We start from the raw sequence: 16,013 nt of genomic DNA on the forward strand, positions 1-16,013 counted from the left end.
CGCGCGTCGAACCCTTTGTGTGGTCATTGCTCTGGAGTACGCGATTCGCGAGGTTTCGCCTGTCATACTGGCAGCCGTGACCTCTGACTCCGAGCCGACCGTCGCCGTCGACGTTGGCGTGCTGCTCGACAAGGTCGGCGCGGGGGACCAGGCGGCGTTCGCAGCGCTGTACGACTGCGTCGCCGCGCGCGTGCACGGGCTCGTGCGCCGCATCCTCGTCGACGACGCCCAGTCGCAAGAGGTCACGCAAGAGGTGTTCCTCGAGATCTGGCAGACCGCGCCGCGCTTCGACCGCGCTCGCGGCAGCGCCCTCGGCTGGATCTTCACGATCACGCACCGGCGCGCCGTCGACCGTGTGCGCTCCTCCCAGTCGGGTCGCGACCGCGACGACCGCGTCGCCAATCGAGACGTCGAGACGGCGTACGATCCGGTCGCCGAGGCGGGCGACATCCGCATCGAGGCCGAGCGCGTGCGACGGGCGATGCAGGGCCTGAGCGACGCGCATCGGGAGGCCATCACCCTCGCGTACTACGGTGGCTATTCGCAGAGCGAGATCGCGGCCGCCACGGGCGCGCCGCTCGGCACGGTGAAGACACGACTGCGAGATGGAATGAACAGACTTCGAGCTGCGCTGGGGGTGACAGCATGACGCGAGACGACAAGCACACGGATGCCGCGGCGCACGCCCTCGACGCCCTGAGCGACGTCGAGCGCGCCGCGATGGAGCGCCGCCTCGCCGCCGACCCTGCTCTCGCCGCCGAGGTCGCCCGGCACCGGGAGGTCGCGGCGCAGCTCGGCGGTGCGACCGAGCCGGTTGAGCCCCCGGCTGCGCTGCGCAATGACATCCTCTCCGCGATCGCGGGTCTGCCGCAGGAGACTCCGGATGCCGCTCCCGGCGCGTCCGCGCGCGACGCGGCTTCCTCGGGCGCAGTCCGTGCAGGAGCGGCGGAGCGCGCCGCACGTCGACGCTGGTTCGAGCGTCCCGCTGCGATGATCGTCGCGGCGGCCGTCGCCGGGGTTCTCGTGTTCTCCGGCGGAGCGCTCGTGGGCGCGATCGTCGCCGACCGCGCGACCACGGTCACGGCATCCGACGAGCTCGCGAGCATCTACGCGGCCGAAGACATGCAGCGCCAGAGCGTCTCGAGCGATGGCGTCGCCGCGACGCTCGTCTGGTCGCCGTCGCTCGGCCGGTCGGCGCTCGTCTTCGACGCGCTGCCGAAGCTCGAGTCCGGCACCGTGTACGAGGCGTGGTACATCGGCGCCGACGGCGCCGTGGCCGCCGGCACGTTCGACGTGCGCAGCTCGGGCACGGCCTGGCACGTGCTCGACGGCACGATGCACGCGGGCACCACGGTCGGCGTCACGGTCGAGCCGAAGGGCGGGTCGACGCAGCCGACGAGCGACCCGATCCTCGCCATCGAGACCCCCTGAGCTCCTGCCGTCCCGCACACGGCGCCGCCGCGCAACCCCTTGGGCCGGCGGCGGCGCGGCGCCTAGCCTGGCGCTGACAACGCAACGTGAGGAGCGGACATGACCGTCAGTGACATGCTGAAGAGATACCCGAAGGACCTCGGCGCGGACGGCGCCGCGCTCGCCGCCTGCATCGAGGCGTGCCTCGAGTGCACCCAGTCATGCAGCGCGTGCGCCGACGCCTGCCTGGCCGAGGACATGGTCGCGGACCTGCGCACGTGCATCCGCGCGAACCTCGACTGCGCCGACGTGTGCGCGACGACGGCGAACGTGCTGTCACGGCACACCGGGTTCGACGCCGACGTCGCCCGCGCCGTGCTCGAGGCGTGCCGCACCGCCTGCCGGCGCTGCGGCGACGAGTGCGCGAGCCACGCCGACATGCACGAGCACTGCCGCATCTGCGCCGACGTCTGCCGCCGCTGCGAGAAGGCCTGCGCCGACCTGCTCGGCGCGCTCTGACACCGAAACGCCCCGCCGGCGCCCGAAACGGGCAGGCACGGCGGCGCGTCCGCTCCACGGCCTAGTGATGATGGCCGTGGAGCTGCGACATCGAGGGGGCGTCCCCAGTCGGGTACTGGGCGCTCGACATCGCCGGCACCGCGATGAATGGCAGCACCGCTGCCGCGATCACGAGCGCGAGCGTGAACCTCCACGGGTGCGCGCCGGTGCGCGGGGTGAGCCGAGCGGATGCCGCAAGGCTCAGCGCCGCGATGACGCCGAGCAGCGCTCCCGCGAGCAGCGGCAGCGCCGGCAGCGGCGTGCCGACGCCGAGCACCGCGGGCCCGAGGGCGAGCGCGGCGCACAGTACGAGCGGCAGCGTCGCGGCGACGGCGGCGCGCGTGCTCACCCGCAGCCGCCCGGCGAGGATGCCGACGGCGCCCGCGAGCTCGGCCGCGCCGAGCGCCGCGAGCACGCCGAGCAGCGCGTGCCCCTGCTGCGGGGCGAGGGCGAAGTGCACGAGCCCCGCGCCGAGCAGCGCGAGTCCCGCGACGGCGCGCGTCACGGGGCGATCGGCCGTCGCCTCACGCGCGGGACTGGCTTGCGCCGCGCCGTGCGGGTGAGCGGTGAGTGTGATGTCCATGAGCGGCCTCCTCCTCACAGGAACGAGAGGGCGCCGCCGAACGCGGCGGCGCCCCGAGCGGTTACGCGACCCGGCTCTCGACGCGCGTCGACTTCTCGGCGCCGAGCCCCACGCCCAGCAGAATGACGGCGCTGCCGAGGTGCAGGAAGTGGTCGGGAACGTTGAGCGCGAGAACGTTCGCGGGACCCGAGAGGAAGAACCCGACGATGCCGAGCAGCAGGTACGCGGCTCCGATCACGATGTTCGTCGTCTTCGCGGCGCGCGCGTTCGCGAGGCCCGCGATGACGAGTGCGGCTCCGATGAGCAAGTGCGCGACGTTGTGCAGCGGGTTCACCATGAAGATTCCGAGCAGCAGTCCGCCCTCGTTCGAGATGAAGCCGACGCCTCCCGTGACGGCGAAGCCGAGCAGCCCGACGAGCAGGTAGACGGCGCCGAAGATGGTGGCGAGCAGTCGGTTCGGTGACGATTTCATTGTTGCCTCCTTTGTCATGCGCGGCGGGGCCGTGCACAGGGGGTTCGGAGTCGCGTGCCGAGCGGATTGGACAATTCACCCGCCGAACGTGAACGAGTACGCCGTGACGCCGCGCGAGAGCTCGGCGTCGAGCGTGCCGGTTCCGCTCGCGGCATCCGTCACGACGACGTACGAGCGCGGCACCCCGGACACCTCGATCGTGTCCGTGCTCCCGTCGCCGCGGGTGATCGTCACGGTGCCCTCGCCCGAGAGCACCATCTCCACGTGGCCCGCCGTGAACGCGAGGCGGATGCGGGCGGCGTCTGCCGCGGGCGTTATCGACTGGGTGCCGAGCTCCCAGTCGCCGTCGAGGGCGAACGAGTCGCGCGGCAGCTCCCGAGGCAGCCGGAAGTGCGTCGTCGTCGCCGAGTACGCCTCGTTGCCCGAGAAGTTCACTTCCTTCGTCGTGCCGAGGTAGGTCTCGGGAGTCTGCGCGGCGTCCGGGGTCGTGTCGGCGACGTCGGTGGGCGGCGGCAGCTGCACGTCGGGGTTCGCGGCGGTCAGGAGCTGGCGGATGAGCTTCTCCGTCGTGTCGTAGCCGCCCTCGCCGAATGTGATGTGACGCACGACGCCTTTCGCGTCGATGAGGTAGTGGGCGGGCCAGTAGCGGTTGCGGTACGTCGTCCACGTCGACAGGGAGTTGTCGATCGCGACCGGATACCGGATGCCGAGGGCCGCGGCGCCCGCCTTCACGTTCGCCTCCTTCTTCTCGAAGGCGTACTCGGGGGAGTGCACGCCGATCACCTCGAGACCGGCGTCCTCGTAGGCGTCGTACCAGGCGGTGACGTGCGGGATGGAGCGCTGGCAGTTGATGCACGAGTACGCCCAGAAGTCGATGAGCACGACCTTCCCGCGCAGCTCGTCGAGGCTGAGCGGCGCATCGCCCGGCGTGTTGAACCACGCGGTGATGCCAGTCAGGTCGGGGGCGGTGCCGCACGACTCGAGCTCGGTGGCGCCGTTCGAGCACTCGTCGAGGTGCTTGTTCTGCTCGGTGACGATGCCGCCGAGGTTCAGGGCCTTGCTGACCTCGTCGGAGCCCGCGATGCGCTCTTGGATCTGCGCCGTGTAGTCGGGGATGAGACGCTGCAGCTGGGCGGGGACATCGAAGACGAGCCCGGCGGCGAGGGCGATCATGAGGATGCCGCCGGTGAGGCGGATGCCGCGCTGACGCGAGCGGAACGCGCGGATGCGCTCGGCGACGCCGCGGCCCGCGAGCGCGAAGACGAGAAGCGGGATCGCCGCGCCGATCGCGAACGACAGCGTGAGCGCTATCGTGTCGGCGCCCACGCGGCCCGTGGCGCCCGCGACGGTGATCGCCGCGAGGACGGGGCCGGCGCACGGCACGTACACGGCGCCGAGCGCGAGGCCGAGGCCGAAGCCGTTGCGGTTCGTGCCGACCGCCTTCTGCGGGATGCGGGAGAACGGCTTCTCGAGCAGGTGCTGGAAGCCCGGCACGATGAGCCCGACGCCGATGAGAACGAGAACGACGATGCCCGCCCAGCGCAGCACGTCCTGCGGCAGGCCGAGAAGCGACAGCACGAGCGAGCCGACGAGGGTGACGACGCTGAAGCTCGTGACGAGTCCCGCGATGACGAGGAACGGCCGCCAGCGTGACGGGCTCGCGCCCTCGACGCGGCCGGACTGCATGCCGCCGGAGAGGAATACGACCGGCAGCACCGGCAGGATGCACGGCGAGATGCCCGTGACGAGTCCGCCGAGGAATCCGATGAGAAGAATCGCGAGCACTGTGTCCTCCAGGTGTGATCGGCCGGGGTTCGGAGCTGCCGGCGGCATCCGTTTGGAAATCCGTCCAATCCGCCGGGCACGTCGTTCCGAACCCCGGTTGTACGCGACGTTCCCGCACCGGGAACGACAGACGAAGGAGTGATCATGCGCACCACATCACGGAACACGCTCGCGGTATTCGCCATCGCCGCCGCCGCGACGCTCGGCCTCGCGGCCTGCTCGAGCTCGGGCAGCGGTGACATGACGGGCGACACGTCGAAGGATCAGTCGCAGTCGACGCCGAAGGAGGACTCGTCGTCGGATGCCGGAATGGCGGATCCGGCCGCTGACCTCGTGGGGCCGGGCTGCCAGGCGTACGCCGACGAGGTTCCCGACGGTCCCGGTTCGATCGAGGGCATGTCCGCCGACCCCGTCGCCGTTGCGGCATCCAACAATCCCATGCTCACGACGCTCGTGTCGGCGGTGTCGGGCAAGCTGAATCCCGACGTGAACCTCGTCGACACGCTCAACGGCGACGAGTTCACCGTGTTCGCTCCCGTCGACGACGCGTTCGCGAAGCTCGACCCCGCGACCGTCGATTCGCTGAAGACGCCGGAGGGCGCCGACATGCTGAAGACGATTCTGACCTACCACGTGGTTCCCGGCCAGATCGCGCCCGACGCCATCGCGGGCGAGCACGAGACCGTCGAGGGCGAGTCGCTCGAGGTCACCGGGAGCGGCGACGACCTTATGGTCGGCGACGCGAGCGTGATCTGCGGCGGCGTGCACACCGCCAACGCGACCGTCTACCTGATCGACTCGGTGCTCATGCCGCCGTCGATTTGAAGTAGCAGAACCTCGCAGACCGCGGTCCCCGCTCGAGCCTCCTCGAGCGGGGACCGCTTGCGTGTCGCTCTTCCCCGCGTCAGCGAGTCGGATCATCATGATGTTATGGAGATGATGACGGAGCCCGGGAACGGAAGCGCGGTCGCGGAGCTGCTGAGCAGCGCGGCAGTCGACGCCGGGTTCGCGGCGGATGTCCTCTCGGCCCGCGACGCGGTCGAGCTCGACCTGCACACCTGGCCTGACGACTGATTCGGGAGGCCCGGCGCGAACGTAGCGTCGGCGTAGACCAGAGAAGCGCATCGAGAAGCACGAGCAGAGGAGCACGCCATGGCATCGGCACCGCGGGGACGGCAGCCGCGATTCATCCGGAGGCTCGCGCCGGGCGTGCACCGGCTCGAGCACGCGTACGTGAACTGCTACCTTCTCGAGGACGAGACCGGCGTCACGATCGTCGACGCCGCGTTCCCGACCAGCTGGCGGTACGTGAGGGCGGCGCTCGGCGAGATCGGCCGCAGCTTCGACGACGTGCGGGCGCTCGTGCTCACCCACGCGCACTTCGACCACCTCGGCATCGCCCACCGGCTGAACGCCGAGCACGGCATCCCGGCGAGGGTGCACCCGGAGGATCACCGCATCGCGCGGCACCCGTACAGGTACGCGCGCGAGCGCACCCCGTTCCTCTACCCGTTCAAATACCCGCGGGCGATCCCGATCCTCGCCGCCATGACCTTCGCCGGCGCGGTCACGGTGCGGGGCGCGGAAGCGGTCGAGGCGCTCCCCGCGGAGGGGGCGCTCGAGGTGCCGGGCTCGCCCGAGGTCATCTTCACGCCGGGCCACACTATGGGGCACTGCGCCTTGTGGCTGCCCGGCAGCGGCACGCTCATCACGGGCGACGCCCTCGTGACCCTCGACCCGTACAAGGGCACGCGCGGACCGCAGATCATCGCGGGGGCCGCGACGGCGAATTCGACGCTCGCGCTCGAGTCCCTCGACAAGCTCGCCGCGACCGACGCCCAGCTCGTGCTGCCCGGCCATGGCGACCCGTGGCGTGACGGCATCCGCTCGGCCGTCGATGAGGCTCGGACGGTCGGGGCGACGTAGACGAGCGGATGCCGCCGGGCGCCGTCACATGGGCGAGCGGGCATATGCGCCCTGCGTAGAATGGGAAGTCGGGCCGTGCCCAACAACCCCCAGGAGTTTCTACGTGAGTCTTATCGTGCAGAAGTTCGGCGGTTCGTCCGTCGCCGATGCCGAGAGCATCAAGCGCGTCGCGAAGCGCATCGTCGACACGCGCAAGGCGGGGAACGACGTCGTCGTCGCCGTGTCCGCCATGGGCGACACGACCGACGAGCTCATCGACCTCGCCCACGAGGTCACGCCGCTGCCCGAGCCGCGCGAGATGGACATGCTGCTGTCGTCGGGAGAGCGCATCTCGATGTCGCTGCTCGCGATGGCGATCAAGAGCATGGGCTACGAGGCGCGCTCGTTCACGGGCATGCAGGCGGGCATGATCACCGACGCCCACCACGGCGCGGCGCGCATCGTCGACGTCACGCCCGTGCGCATCCGTGAGGCCCTCGATGACGGCGCGATCGCGATCGTCGCCGGGTTCCAGGGCTTCAACGTCGACACCGCCGAGATCACGACGCTCGGCCGCGGCGGCTCCGACACGACCGCCGTCGCGCTCGCCGCCGCGCTCGGCGCCGACGTGTGCGAGATCTACACCGACGTCGACGGCATCTACACGATGGACCCCCGCGTCGTGCCGCTTGCGCGGAAGATCGACGTCATCACGGCCGAGGAGATGCTCGAGCTCGCGGCATCCGGAGCCAAGGTGCTCTACATCCGCGCGGTCGAGTTCGCGCGCCGGCACGGCGTGACGCTGCGCGTGCGCTCGAGCTTCAACAGCAACGAGGGAACCCTCGTCATCAACCCGAAGGAGGGTGACACCGTGGAACAGCCCATCGTCACCGGAATCGCGACCGACCTGTCCGAGGCGAAGATCACGATCGTCGGCATCCCCGACGTGCCCGGCAAGGCGGCGCAGATCTTCAAGATCGTCGCGAAGACCGACGCGAACGTCGACATGATCGTGCAGAACGTCTCGGCCGCCGCGACGGGACTGACCGACATCTCGTTCACGCTGCCGAAGGAGCAGGCGCAGATCGTGCTGCAGGCCCTGCGCAGCGAGCAGGAGGACGTGGGCTTCACGGCGCTGCAGCACGACGACCAGATCGGCAAGCTCGCCCTCGTCGGCGCGGGAATGCGCGCGAACTCCGGCGTGTCGGCGAAGCTCTTCGAGGCGCTGTACGACAACGGCATCAACATCGACATGATCTCCACGAGCGAGATCCGCATCTCGGTCGTCACGCGCGCCGACACGCTCGAGAAGGCCGCGCGCGCCGTGCACACGGCGTTCGGCCTCGACGCCGAGTCCGTCGCGATCGTGCACGCCGGCACCGGCCGCTGATCGCGCACCCTCCAGGCAGACACAGAGCGGATGCCGCCGCCCGAGGCGCGCGGCAGCCGAAGCACACGAACAGAGGATTGACATGAGCAACGGACTTCGCATCGGAATCGTCGGGGCGACCGGCCAGGTCGGCACCGTCATGCGCGACCTGCTGGAGGAGCGGGAGTTCGCGATCGGTGAGATCCGCTTCTTCGCCACCTCCCGCAGCGCCGGAACCACCATCCGCTTCCGCGGCGCCGACTACACCGTCGAGGACGTCGCGACCGCCGACCCGACCGGGCTGGACATCGCCCTGTTCTCGGCCGGCGCGACGGGCTCGCGCGCGCACGCTCCGCGCTTCGCCGAGGCCGGCGCGACGGTCATCGACAACTCGAGCGCGTGGCGCATGGACCCCGAGGTTCCGCTCGTGGTGAGCGAGGTGAACCCGCACGCCATCGACGAGGCGAAGAAGGGCATCATCGCGAACCCGAACTGCACGACGATGGCCGCGATGCCCGTGCTGAAGGCGCTGCACGACGAGGCGGGACTCGAGCGGCTCATCGTGAGCACGTACCAGGCGGTGTCGGGCTCCGGCCTCGCCGGCGCGATGGAGCTCGCGAGCCAGGTGCGCACGGCCGTGCAGGACGAGAACCTGCTGCAGCTCGTGCACGACGGCCACGCCGTCGCCCTGCCCGAGCCGGTGAAGTACGTCAAGCCGATCGCGTTCAACGTCGTGGGCCTTGCCGGCAACATCGTCGACGACGGCGAGGGCGAGACCGACGAAGAGAAGAAGCTGCGCAACGAGAGCCGCAAGATCCTCGAGCTGCCGGGCCTGCGCGTCGCCGGCACGTGCGTGCGCGTCCCGGTGTTCACGGGCCACTCGCTCTCGATCAACGCCGAGTTCAGCAACGAGATCACCCCCGAGCGCGCGTACGAGGTTCTCGCCGACGCTCCCGGCGTGCAGATCGCCGACGTGCCCAACCCGCTGGATGCCGCCGGCACCGACCCGTCGTACGTGGGCCGCATCCGCGCCGACCAGTCCGCTCCCGAGGGCAAGGGACTCGTGCTGTTCATCAGCAACGACAACCTGCGCAAGGGCGCGGCGCTCAACGCCGTGCAGATCGCCGAGGTCATCGCGGCGGCGAAGGTGAGCGCGTAGCAGCCTCAGCGGCGGAGATCGCCATTCAAGAAGTTGCTACTTAACTATTAGCGTTTGCACAAAAGCAGTAACGGTCGCTTCGCGCGCCCTGCGAGCCTCGAAGGCAGACTGGACCGTCCGCCTCGTCCGCGAGTGAACGGCAGTCTCACGTGGTGCGGACTGCTCGAGAAATCTGCCCAAATTGCCCAAACGAGCGGTAGGATGGAGGGTTCAGGGAGCAGCATATTCGGGAGGTGTCCGGAGTTGGCAGTCGTAGAGCTCAAGGATGACGGCTACACAGTGCCGTCTCACCATCAGACCGTGATCGATCTCGAGGACGGCTCGGCCGCCGTGATCATCAAGTTGGGCGCGATCGAATTTTCCATCAAGGGCGATGCGTTGCGCGGTGCCGGCCTCAAGCCAGGAGTCACGTCCTTCTCGGATGTCGTTGTACGGCAGCGCCCGTCCAGACCAACGAACACGGTTGATCTTTCGACGGATGATCGGGACTATTACGACGCGATGGGACCATGGGTTCGTGGTTCGGTCGTTGCCGACAGATTTGGCAAGCACCTTGAGACGATCAATGGGTGGCGAAAGACCAACAAGCTCCTCGGTGTCGGGTTTGGACGTGACAAGGTCACATATTTCTACCCTGTTCAGCAATTCCGCGACGGCAACATCATTCCTCACCTCAAAGACGTGCTCGACGCGCTCGCCAACGGATTTGTTTCAGAGGAGGCTCGAGCAGCATGGTTGGCAGACCGTGCGTATGAAGAGGGGGAGTCGACGCGGTGGGATGTCCTTCGGGACGGTGACGCCGACCTTGTGCTCGCGTGGGCACAGGAGGATGCGGCCCGCCTGGGAGCCGCATGACGAGCCGGGACGAGCCTGCACAGGGCTCACCTGGCAATCTGGCCGGTTTCCCCGCCTCGGGGTGTGAGGGATCGCTTTACCGCTCAACACTGGACAGATACTCGAGCTTCGGGTTCTACTCCAGCGTCGGTGGCAGATTCGATCTTTCGACGCCACGAGGGACGCTATATCTCGCGCGAAGTGCCCACACCGCAGTGATGGAAAGGGTAGCCGCGCCGATAGCGCAGGGCGCTACTGGAGGGCCGAAGCGAAACCGGTCGCTCTTGCGAGAAGGCAAAGTGGGATGGGAGCAAGCGCGGCATATCCTTATTTGGGAGATCGAGTCTCGGGAGCCCGTTCGACTCGCCGACCTCACAACAAGGCGCGCGGCCGACTTTGGTGTTACGAATGAACTCACCAGTACCTCCCACTACGAACTCGCACGGCAATGGGCTTCAGCGTTTGAGCGAGCGGGCTTCGGGGGCATCCTCTATAACTCCCGGTTCGTCACTTCGAAGGCCGACGTTGACTCTGCTGTCGGCATATTCGGGGATGCCGGCGCGCATGATGGGCCGTTTGTGAGCGTACGGCCGGCTCGGACGCTTGTCGAGGCCGCCTCCGATGTCGGCATCGGCATTCGGCACACGCACGCACATCCCACTGCCCTGGTCGAAGACTTCTAAGCTTGCGCAGTCACTCCAGATCTTTGGGAAACGTTGAGGATCTGCGGCAGGTGCTCCTGATATTCGAGTGGGAGCATTGAACCGAAGACGAGGAGCGAGAATGACGACCGTGTGTGCCAGCAGCGAGCTGAATGCTCGCGTCGCTGTGGACGCGCGGTGCCTCGAGCGGCTCTGCGCCGACCTCGGCGGCGACATGGCCGCGATCCGCGGCTTCGTCTCCACGTTCATGAAGCTGTGGCCCGGCCGGCTCGCCCGGGTGACCTCCGCCGCCGAGCGCGCGGACTTCGACGACCTGCTCGACAGCACCCTCAGCATCCGCTCGGCGAGCCGCATGCTCGGCGCCATGCGCCTCGACTACGTCGCGGAGGACGTCGAGCGATCGGGTCGCGCCGGCGACATCTCGCACGTGCGCTGCCTCATCCCGTCGCTCGCGACGACCGGCGAGCAGACCCTGGACGCGCTGACCGGCGTTCTCGACGCCCGCGGCTGAGCACGTTTCGCCGCGGCGAAGCGTGGCGCCTACTGCGCGGCCGCGAGCCGGTAGCCGACGCCGCGCACGGTCACGATCCAGCGCGGCTGCTTGACGTCTTCGCCGAGCTTGCGGCGCAGGTTGCCGATGTGCACCTCGAGGGCACGCTCGTCGGCCTCGCTCACGAAGCTGTCGGGGCCGAAGTCGTCGTCGCGCAGCCGCCGCACGAGGTCGGACTTCGTGCGCACCCGGTTGTGGCTCGCGAGAATCTGCCCGAGCAGGTCGAACTCGGTGCGCGTGAGCGTGAGCGGGCGACCGTCGACAGTGACCGTGCGCTCGTCGGCGTTGAAGAGGAGACCGTTGTGCTCGAGCACGCGCGCGTCGTCGGCGACGGCGCTGACGGCAGAGGCGGCGGCCTCGGAGCTGCGGCTCGCGGCATCCCGTCGTCGCATCATCGCGGCGATGCGCGCCCGCAGCTCGCGCGGCCGGAACGGCTTGGTCATGTAGTCGTCGGCGCCGGCATCCAGACCCATGAGAACGTCGGCCTCGTCGGTGCGTGCTGTGAGCATGACGATGTGCGCGTCGCTGAACGAGCGGATGCGGCGGGAGGTCTCGAGGCCGTCGATGCCGGGCAGACCGACGTCGAGCGTGACGACGTCGGGGCCGACCTCGCGGACGAGCTCGACGCCGCTCAGCCCGTCGGACGCGCTCGACACGTCGAAACCCGCTCCTTTGAGCGAGGTCTCCAGAAGGAGGGCGATGTCAGCGTCATCCTCGATGACGACGGCCCTGCGGTTCTGCATATGTGCGCGCCCCTCTCGCGTGCGGTCTGCGACCCAGTGTCTGTCCCCAGTCTACGGGGATGTGAGCCGACGTCAGGGAGCGACGAACACTTCGATCTCGAGGTCGGTCGGCGCCTGACTGCCCCACCACTCGAGCACGACCCACTGCAGTTTCGTGCCCGTCTTGTCGCGCAGGAGGCCGTCGACGCTCGCGCCAGCGGCGGGGGAGAGCGTCGTGGCCTGCGCGGCGGGCTTGCCGCTGGCCGGCACCGGCACGGCAGAGCCCGTGAACTCGCGGTCGACCTGCCGGTACTGCTTGAAGAGCCCGTTCGTGCCGCACGCGTCGGTGTCGGTCCAGTCGCCGAAGAACGGCCAGATTCCGCTGCGCTCCTGGCACACCTTGACCGTGCGGGTGCCGTACTCGTAGTACTTCTTCGCCAGATACGTCACCGAGTTCCCTGACACACCGCCGGATGCCGCGGCCGACATGTCGCTCGAGAAGACGTTCGCGAACCCGGTGATGCCGGCGCCGGGCGTGAGCGAGCACGCGGCAGCGGCGCACGCGGGGTCGGCTGTCGTCGCGGTCTTCGAGCGGCCGGTCGACAGCAGCCAGCTGTAGCGGCCCGTCACCGGGTCGGTGCCGTCCACGACGCCGCCGAGCAGGTCCTGCGAGCGGTGCAGGTCGCGCAGCTCCGAGCCGGGGTCGGTCGCGGCGGTCGTCGCGGCATCGAGCGCCTTCGTGCTCGTCGCTGCGAGACGGGCGCTCGCGAAGCTGCCGAGCGTGGGCGCGGTCGTCCACGAGAACGCGTTGCTCGCATAGTCGCCGCGCCACGCGGTGACCTTGAGGTTTCCGGCTGACGCGGTGAGGTTGGCGCAGCTCCACAAGCGCACGCCGAGCTGATTCTGCGTCGCGCCGACGGTGGAGGAGAGCGGCGTGACCGGTGCGAAGCTTCCGTCGTTCGCGACGGGAAGCACGAGCATGTGCGTCGCTGTCGACCCGCCGGTCTTCTCGGGGCGGAGACGTCGGTGAAGTCGCTGAGCTTGTAGACGTTCTTCTTCGCCGCCGCGTCGGGCATGGCGCACCAGTCGCCGGCGGTGACCGTCGCCGTCGCGCTCTTCTGCGCCGTGAGCTGCGCGAGAGTGCCGACCGTGGGAATCGCGAGCGCGAGCACGGCGATGAGCGCGGCGATCGGCCAGAAGCGGCGAAGTGAACGGCGGGTCATGAACGTGTTACCTCGGGGTCTGCGTGAGCGTGGCGGAGAGCGTGAAGGCGGCGAGATCGGCCAGCCGCGAGCCCTGCAGGGCGATCGCGGCGTCGCTTCCCGCTGCATTGTAGCGAGAGAGCGTCGTGGTGACGGTGACGGTGCAGCTGGCGCCGGGCGCGAGAGCCTGGCTGCTCGTCACGGGGAGGGTGATGGCGGAGCCGGTCGTGCTCATGGCGCCGGCGGCGCAGCCCTTGCTGCCGCCGCCGGTGACGGTGGTGTAGCTCTCGGCGGCCGTCCACGCTGCGGTCTTCGGGGCGCTCACGGTGCCGGTGACGGCGGCCGGAACGGCGGAGCTGCTCGCGTTGGTGATCGTGAACGTCACCGTTGCGGCGCGCACGCCCGGCACGATGCCGGTCGTCGACTTCGTCGTGATGCCGCGGGATCCGGCGGCGGCGCCGGTCACGACCGGCCACGACGTCGACTGCGTCACGTCGAGGGTGAGTCCGCCGGCGGTGATGCGCTGCTCGGGCTGAGTTGTCGCGTCGCTCAGGGCGGCCGAGGTGCCGGGGCCGGTGATGAGCACGATCGCGGCCGCGACGGCGAAGCCGGCGGTGGCGAGCGCGGCCAGCGGCGAGGCCGAGCGAGAGCGAGCGTGGCGTCCCATGTCAGTCCTAAGGGATCGTCTGGGTGAGGGTGTAGACGGGGCGGATGATGACGGATCCGCCGACGGCTGCGTTTCCGTCGCCGGGCGCGCCCCACGGCATCGTCGCTTCGATGACGACGCGCACGGTGCGGGCGACGGGGGTTCCGGCGGTGTGCGTGAGGGTGATGCTCGGCGTTCCGGCGATGCTGGTTCCGTCGATCGAGATCACGCGCACGTTGACGTTTAGCGCGGTGGCGAGAGCGGCGTCGGCTGCGGCGGACCCCGCGGCGGTCACGGCGACGGAGCCGACGGCGAAGACGGCGGTGATCTCCTGGCCGTCCATGGTGACGGGAATGTCGACGGTGGCGGTGATGACGTCGCCGGGAACGATGGCGGTGCCCGTGTAAGGCACGGCGACGGTGTCCGTCTTTCCGGGGATGCGCTGCTTGATCGTGGCCGAGAGGTCTTTGCTCGTGATGGCGCCGAGAGCGATCGAGCCCGACTGGATGGTCTCGGGAGCGGCGGAGTCGGTGTCCGTCCAGCTTGCGAGAGTGCTCGCGCCGCCGGTCAGCAGGGTCAGGCCGAGCACTCCCGCTATCGATGCTCGCAGTGCCTTGTTCATCCGTGTCGCTCTCTCGCTCGTGTCTGTGGTGGGAAGTCGTGTGGGGGAGTCCGGCCGTGTGGAGCGGCCCCGTTTCGGGTCAGGGCCGCTCCCGGTCAGAGGTCGGTTGTGAAGCTCAGTCGGCGATGGGCTTCTGGGTCAGCGTGTAGGAGACGCCGAACTGCAGGCTCTGCGACGCGGCGGCGTTGTCGCTGCTCGCGCCGGAGGGGAAGGTGACCGAGACGACGACGGGAACAGACTTCTTGTCGTCGGCGGCGGTGAGGGATGCCGACTGGCCGGCCTTTCCGTTCACGCTCACGACCTGGATCTTCAGCGCCTTCTGCAGGCCCTGGTTCGCGGCGGAGGCGTTGAGGACGCTCGGGTTCGCGACGGTGAGGTCGGCGGCGAGGTTCTGGCCGATCATGGTGACGGGCACGTCGATGGTCTTGGTGAGGATGTCGCCGGGGACGATGGGGCCGGTGTAGGCGTCGGGCGTGGTGTCGTTCGCGCCGTGACGCACGGTCCAGTTTCCGGAGGTGGCGGTGCCGAGGTCGAGCGTGCCCGAGGCGATCGTCTCGGGGGAGGCGGCGTCGGCGTCGCTCCAGTAGGCGAGGGTTCCGGCGCCGCCGAGCAGCAGCACGAATCCGAGGCCGCCGGCGAGGGCTGCGGTCGTTGACTTCTTCATTGTGGACCTCTTTCACGTAGGGAGTGTGGGGGTGTGTCCGTTCTGGACATGTCCCATCGTGCCGAGGCAAGATCAAGCCCGAGATCAGAGAATCGACAATGCGGGAAAGGAATTCCTCAGGACTTCCCGGCGATCCTCAACGCATCCTCAAGAGTGGGTGCGGCGCTTCTTCACAATCGAGGAGACGACGACGAACGCGGCGTATCCGAGCAGCAGAACGCCCACCCCGCGCGCGGCCCACGACTTCGTCGTGCCCGAGACGCCGGAGGTGACGTAGCCGATGTACGGCGCCCAGTACCAGACGACGCCGCGCACCTGCTCGGCCCGCACGGGCTTCTCGTCGGCGATCGCGTTCGCGTCGCCCTGCGTTTTCAGCCGGGGCCCTTCGTCGGTGACGTCGATGGCCGTCACGCGGTGCGTGACGACCTCGGGCTGCCCCGAGACGAGCTGGTACGTGACGACGTCGCCGACGCGGATCTGGTCGAAGTCGACCGGTTTCACGACGACGAGGGTGCCGGGCGGCATCGAGGGGCGCATCGACCCGGTCAGCACAGTGTACGGCGTCGCGCCGGTGACGCGGGGGACGACGACGAACGCGACGATGAGCACCACGCACAGCGCGGCGACGCTCCAGCCGAGAATCCGCGTGCCGAGCGAGAGCGCTCGCCGCAGCCGCGACGGCGGCCGTCGCCGGGAGCGGCGTGTGGGCTCAGGCGCGACGTTGCTCTGTTCGGCGTGGGCGTCGTCGGCGTGTGCGGGCATCGCTCTCCTGGGGCAGTGGTCCTCGACAGTTTAGGCGGCTGCCGGCGACACGCCACGTAAAAAGGGGACGAAGTGCCCATTCGGACAGGCCCCGCGGCCCGGTACGCT

At 69.2% G+C, this 16,013-nt stretch carries 20 protein-coding genes; 11 read left to right on the top strand and 9 right to left on the bottom strand.

The window, feature by feature from the left end:
• Positions 1-76 precede the first annotated feature (76 nt).
• From sigK to BLV49_RS10500, 3 genes are all read left to right on the top strand, one after another.
• A complete protein-coding gene (sigK, locus tag BLV49_RS10490; protein WP_245723612.1) occupies positions 77-649 on the top strand; it encodes an ECF RNA polymerase sigma factor SigK in 573 nt (190 codons plus the stop codon).
• Positions 646-1,431 (top strand): anti-sigma factor, encoded by a 786-nt coding sequence (locus BLV49_RS10495; RefSeq protein ID WP_091183706.1) that lies wholly within the window; start codon positions 646-648, stop codon positions 1,429-1,431. The genes sigK and BLV49_RS10495 overlap by 4 nt, the downstream gene beginning before the upstream one ends.
• A gap of 99 nt (positions 1,432-1,530) precedes the next feature.
• Positions 1,531-1,929: a four-helix bundle copper-binding protein gene (locus BLV49_RS10500; RefSeq protein ID WP_091183710.1), complete on the top strand. Its 399-nt coding sequence runs from the start codon at positions 1,531-1,533 to the stop codon at positions 1,927-1,929.
• 61 nt (positions 1,930-1,990) lie between these two features.
• Here the strand turns inward: BLV49_RS10500 and BLV49_RS10505 are convergent, their stop codons facing one another.
• From BLV49_RS10505 to BLV49_RS10515, 3 genes are all read right to left on the bottom strand, one after another.
• The gene (locus tag BLV49_RS10505) at positions 1,991-2,551 is read right to left on the bottom strand and encodes a hypothetical protein (protein WP_091183713.1); all 561 of its coding nucleotides are present in this window, start codon (positions 2,549-2,551) and stop codon (positions 1,991-1,993) included.
• Positions 2,552-2,612: 61 nt separating this feature from the next.
• Positions 2,613-3,023, bottom strand: a complete 411-nt coding sequence (locus BLV49_RS10510; RefSeq protein ID WP_091183716.1) for a DUF4383 domain-containing protein — start codon at positions 3,021-3,023, stop codon at positions 2,613-2,615.
• A 75-nt stretch (positions 3,024-3,098) separates the two neighbouring features.
• Complete coding sequence (locus BLV49_RS10515; RefSeq protein ID WP_245723613.1) at positions 3,099-4,808, bottom strand: cytochrome c biogenesis protein DipZ; 1,710 nt, start codon at positions 4,806-4,808, stop codon at positions 3,099-3,101.
• Between the two features lie 144 nt (positions 4,809-4,952).
• On the opposite strand from BLV49_RS10515, the gene BLV49_RS10520 reads away from it, so the two are divergent.
• The 8 genes from BLV49_RS10520 (at position 4,953) to BLV49_RS10550 (ending at position 11,248) form a co-directional block, all read left to right on the top strand.
• Entirely contained in the window at positions 4,953-5,633 is a 681-nt protein-coding gene (locus tag BLV49_RS10520; RefSeq protein ID WP_091187206.1) for a fasciclin domain-containing protein, read from the top strand.
• A 105-nt stretch (positions 5,634-5,738) separates the two neighbouring features.
• A complete protein-coding gene (locus tag BLV49_RS16905; RefSeq protein WP_176980816.1) occupies positions 5,739-5,882 on the top strand; it encodes a hypothetical protein in 144 nt (47 codons plus the stop codon).
• 78 nt (positions 5,883-5,960) lie between these two features.
• Positions 5,961-6,734 carry an MBL fold metallo-hydrolase gene (locus BLV49_RS10525; protein WP_091183721.1) on the top strand — a complete coding sequence of 258 codons (774 nt, stop codon included), beginning with the start codon at positions 5,961-5,963 and terminating at the stop codon, positions 6,732-6,734.
• A 103-nt stretch (positions 6,735-6,837) separates the two neighbouring features.
• Positions 6,838-8,103 (top strand): aspartate kinase, encoded by a 1,266-nt coding sequence (locus BLV49_RS10530; protein WP_091183723.1) that lies wholly within the window; start codon positions 6,838-6,840, stop codon positions 8,101-8,103.
• 82 nt (positions 8,104-8,185) lie between these two features.
• Positions 8,186-9,241 (top strand): aspartate-semialdehyde dehydrogenase, encoded by a 1,056-nt coding sequence (locus tag BLV49_RS10535; RefSeq protein ID WP_091183726.1) that lies wholly within the window; start codon positions 8,186-8,188, stop codon positions 9,239-9,241.
• A gap of 300 nt (positions 9,242-9,541) precedes the next feature.
• Positions 9,542-10,096, top strand: a complete 555-nt coding sequence (locus tag BLV49_RS10540; RefSeq protein WP_143034032.1) for a hypothetical protein — start codon at positions 9,542-9,544, stop codon at positions 10,094-10,096.
• A complete protein-coding gene (locus tag BLV49_RS17435; RefSeq protein ID WP_091183731.1) occupies positions 10,093-10,758 on the top strand; it encodes an RES family NAD+ phosphorylase in 666 nt (221 codons plus the stop codon). The genes BLV49_RS10540 and BLV49_RS17435 overlap by 4 nt, the downstream gene beginning before the upstream one ends.
• Before the next feature lie 100 nt (positions 10,759-10,858).
• The gene (locus BLV49_RS10550) at positions 10,859-11,248 is read left to right on the top strand and encodes a hypothetical protein (protein ID WP_091183734.1); all 390 of its coding nucleotides are present in this window, start codon (positions 10,859-10,861) and stop codon (positions 11,246-11,248) included.
• A gap of 29 nt (positions 11,249-11,277) precedes the next feature.
• On the opposite strand, the gene BLV49_RS10555 is transcribed toward BLV49_RS10550, so the two are convergent.
• The 6 genes from BLV49_RS10555 to BLV49_RS10580 all read right to left on the bottom strand — a co-directional run bounded on the left by BLV49_RS10555 (position 11,278) and on the right by BLV49_RS10580 (position 15,905).
• Positions 11,278-12,030, bottom strand: coding sequence for a response regulator transcription factor (locus tag BLV49_RS10555; RefSeq protein ID WP_091183737.1), 753 nt, complete (start codon positions 12,028-12,030; stop codon positions 11,278-11,280).
• Positions 12,031-12,102: 72 nt separating this feature from the next.
• The gene (locus BLV49_RS10560; protein ID WP_091183740.1) at positions 12,103-12,990 is read right to left on the bottom strand and encodes a hypothetical protein; all 888 of its coding nucleotides are present in this window, start codon (positions 12,988-12,990) and stop codon (positions 12,103-12,105) included.
• 249 nt (positions 12,991-13,239) lie between these two features.
• On the bottom strand, positions 13,240-13,878 hold the full coding sequence (locus BLV49_RS10565) for a hypothetical protein (RefSeq protein ID WP_091183747.1): 639 nt from the start codon (positions 13,876-13,878) through the stop codon (positions 13,240-13,242).
• Between the two features lie 7 nt (positions 13,879-13,885).
• Positions 13,886-14,479, bottom strand: coding sequence for an alternate-type signal peptide domain-containing protein (locus BLV49_RS10570; protein ID WP_091183753.1), 594 nt, complete (start codon positions 14,477-14,479; stop codon positions 13,886-13,888).
• Between the two features lie 115 nt (positions 14,480-14,594).
• The gene (locus BLV49_RS10575) at positions 14,595-15,143 is read right to left on the bottom strand and encodes an alternate-type signal peptide domain-containing protein (RefSeq protein ID WP_091183756.1); all 549 of its coding nucleotides are present in this window, start codon (positions 15,141-15,143) and stop codon (positions 14,595-14,597) included.
• A 147-nt stretch (positions 15,144-15,290) separates the two neighbouring features.
• The gene (locus BLV49_RS10580; RefSeq protein WP_091183759.1) at positions 15,291-15,905 is read right to left on the bottom strand and encodes a signal peptidase I; all 615 of its coding nucleotides are present in this window, start codon (positions 15,903-15,905) and stop codon (positions 15,291-15,293) included.
• Between the last annotated feature and the right edge of the window lie 108 nt (positions 15,906-16,013).

This window comes from Paramicrobacterium humi (genome assembly GCF_900105715.1).
Lineage (GTDB): Bacteria > Actinomycetota > Actinomycetes > Actinomycetales > Microbacteriaceae > Paramicrobacterium > Paramicrobacterium humi.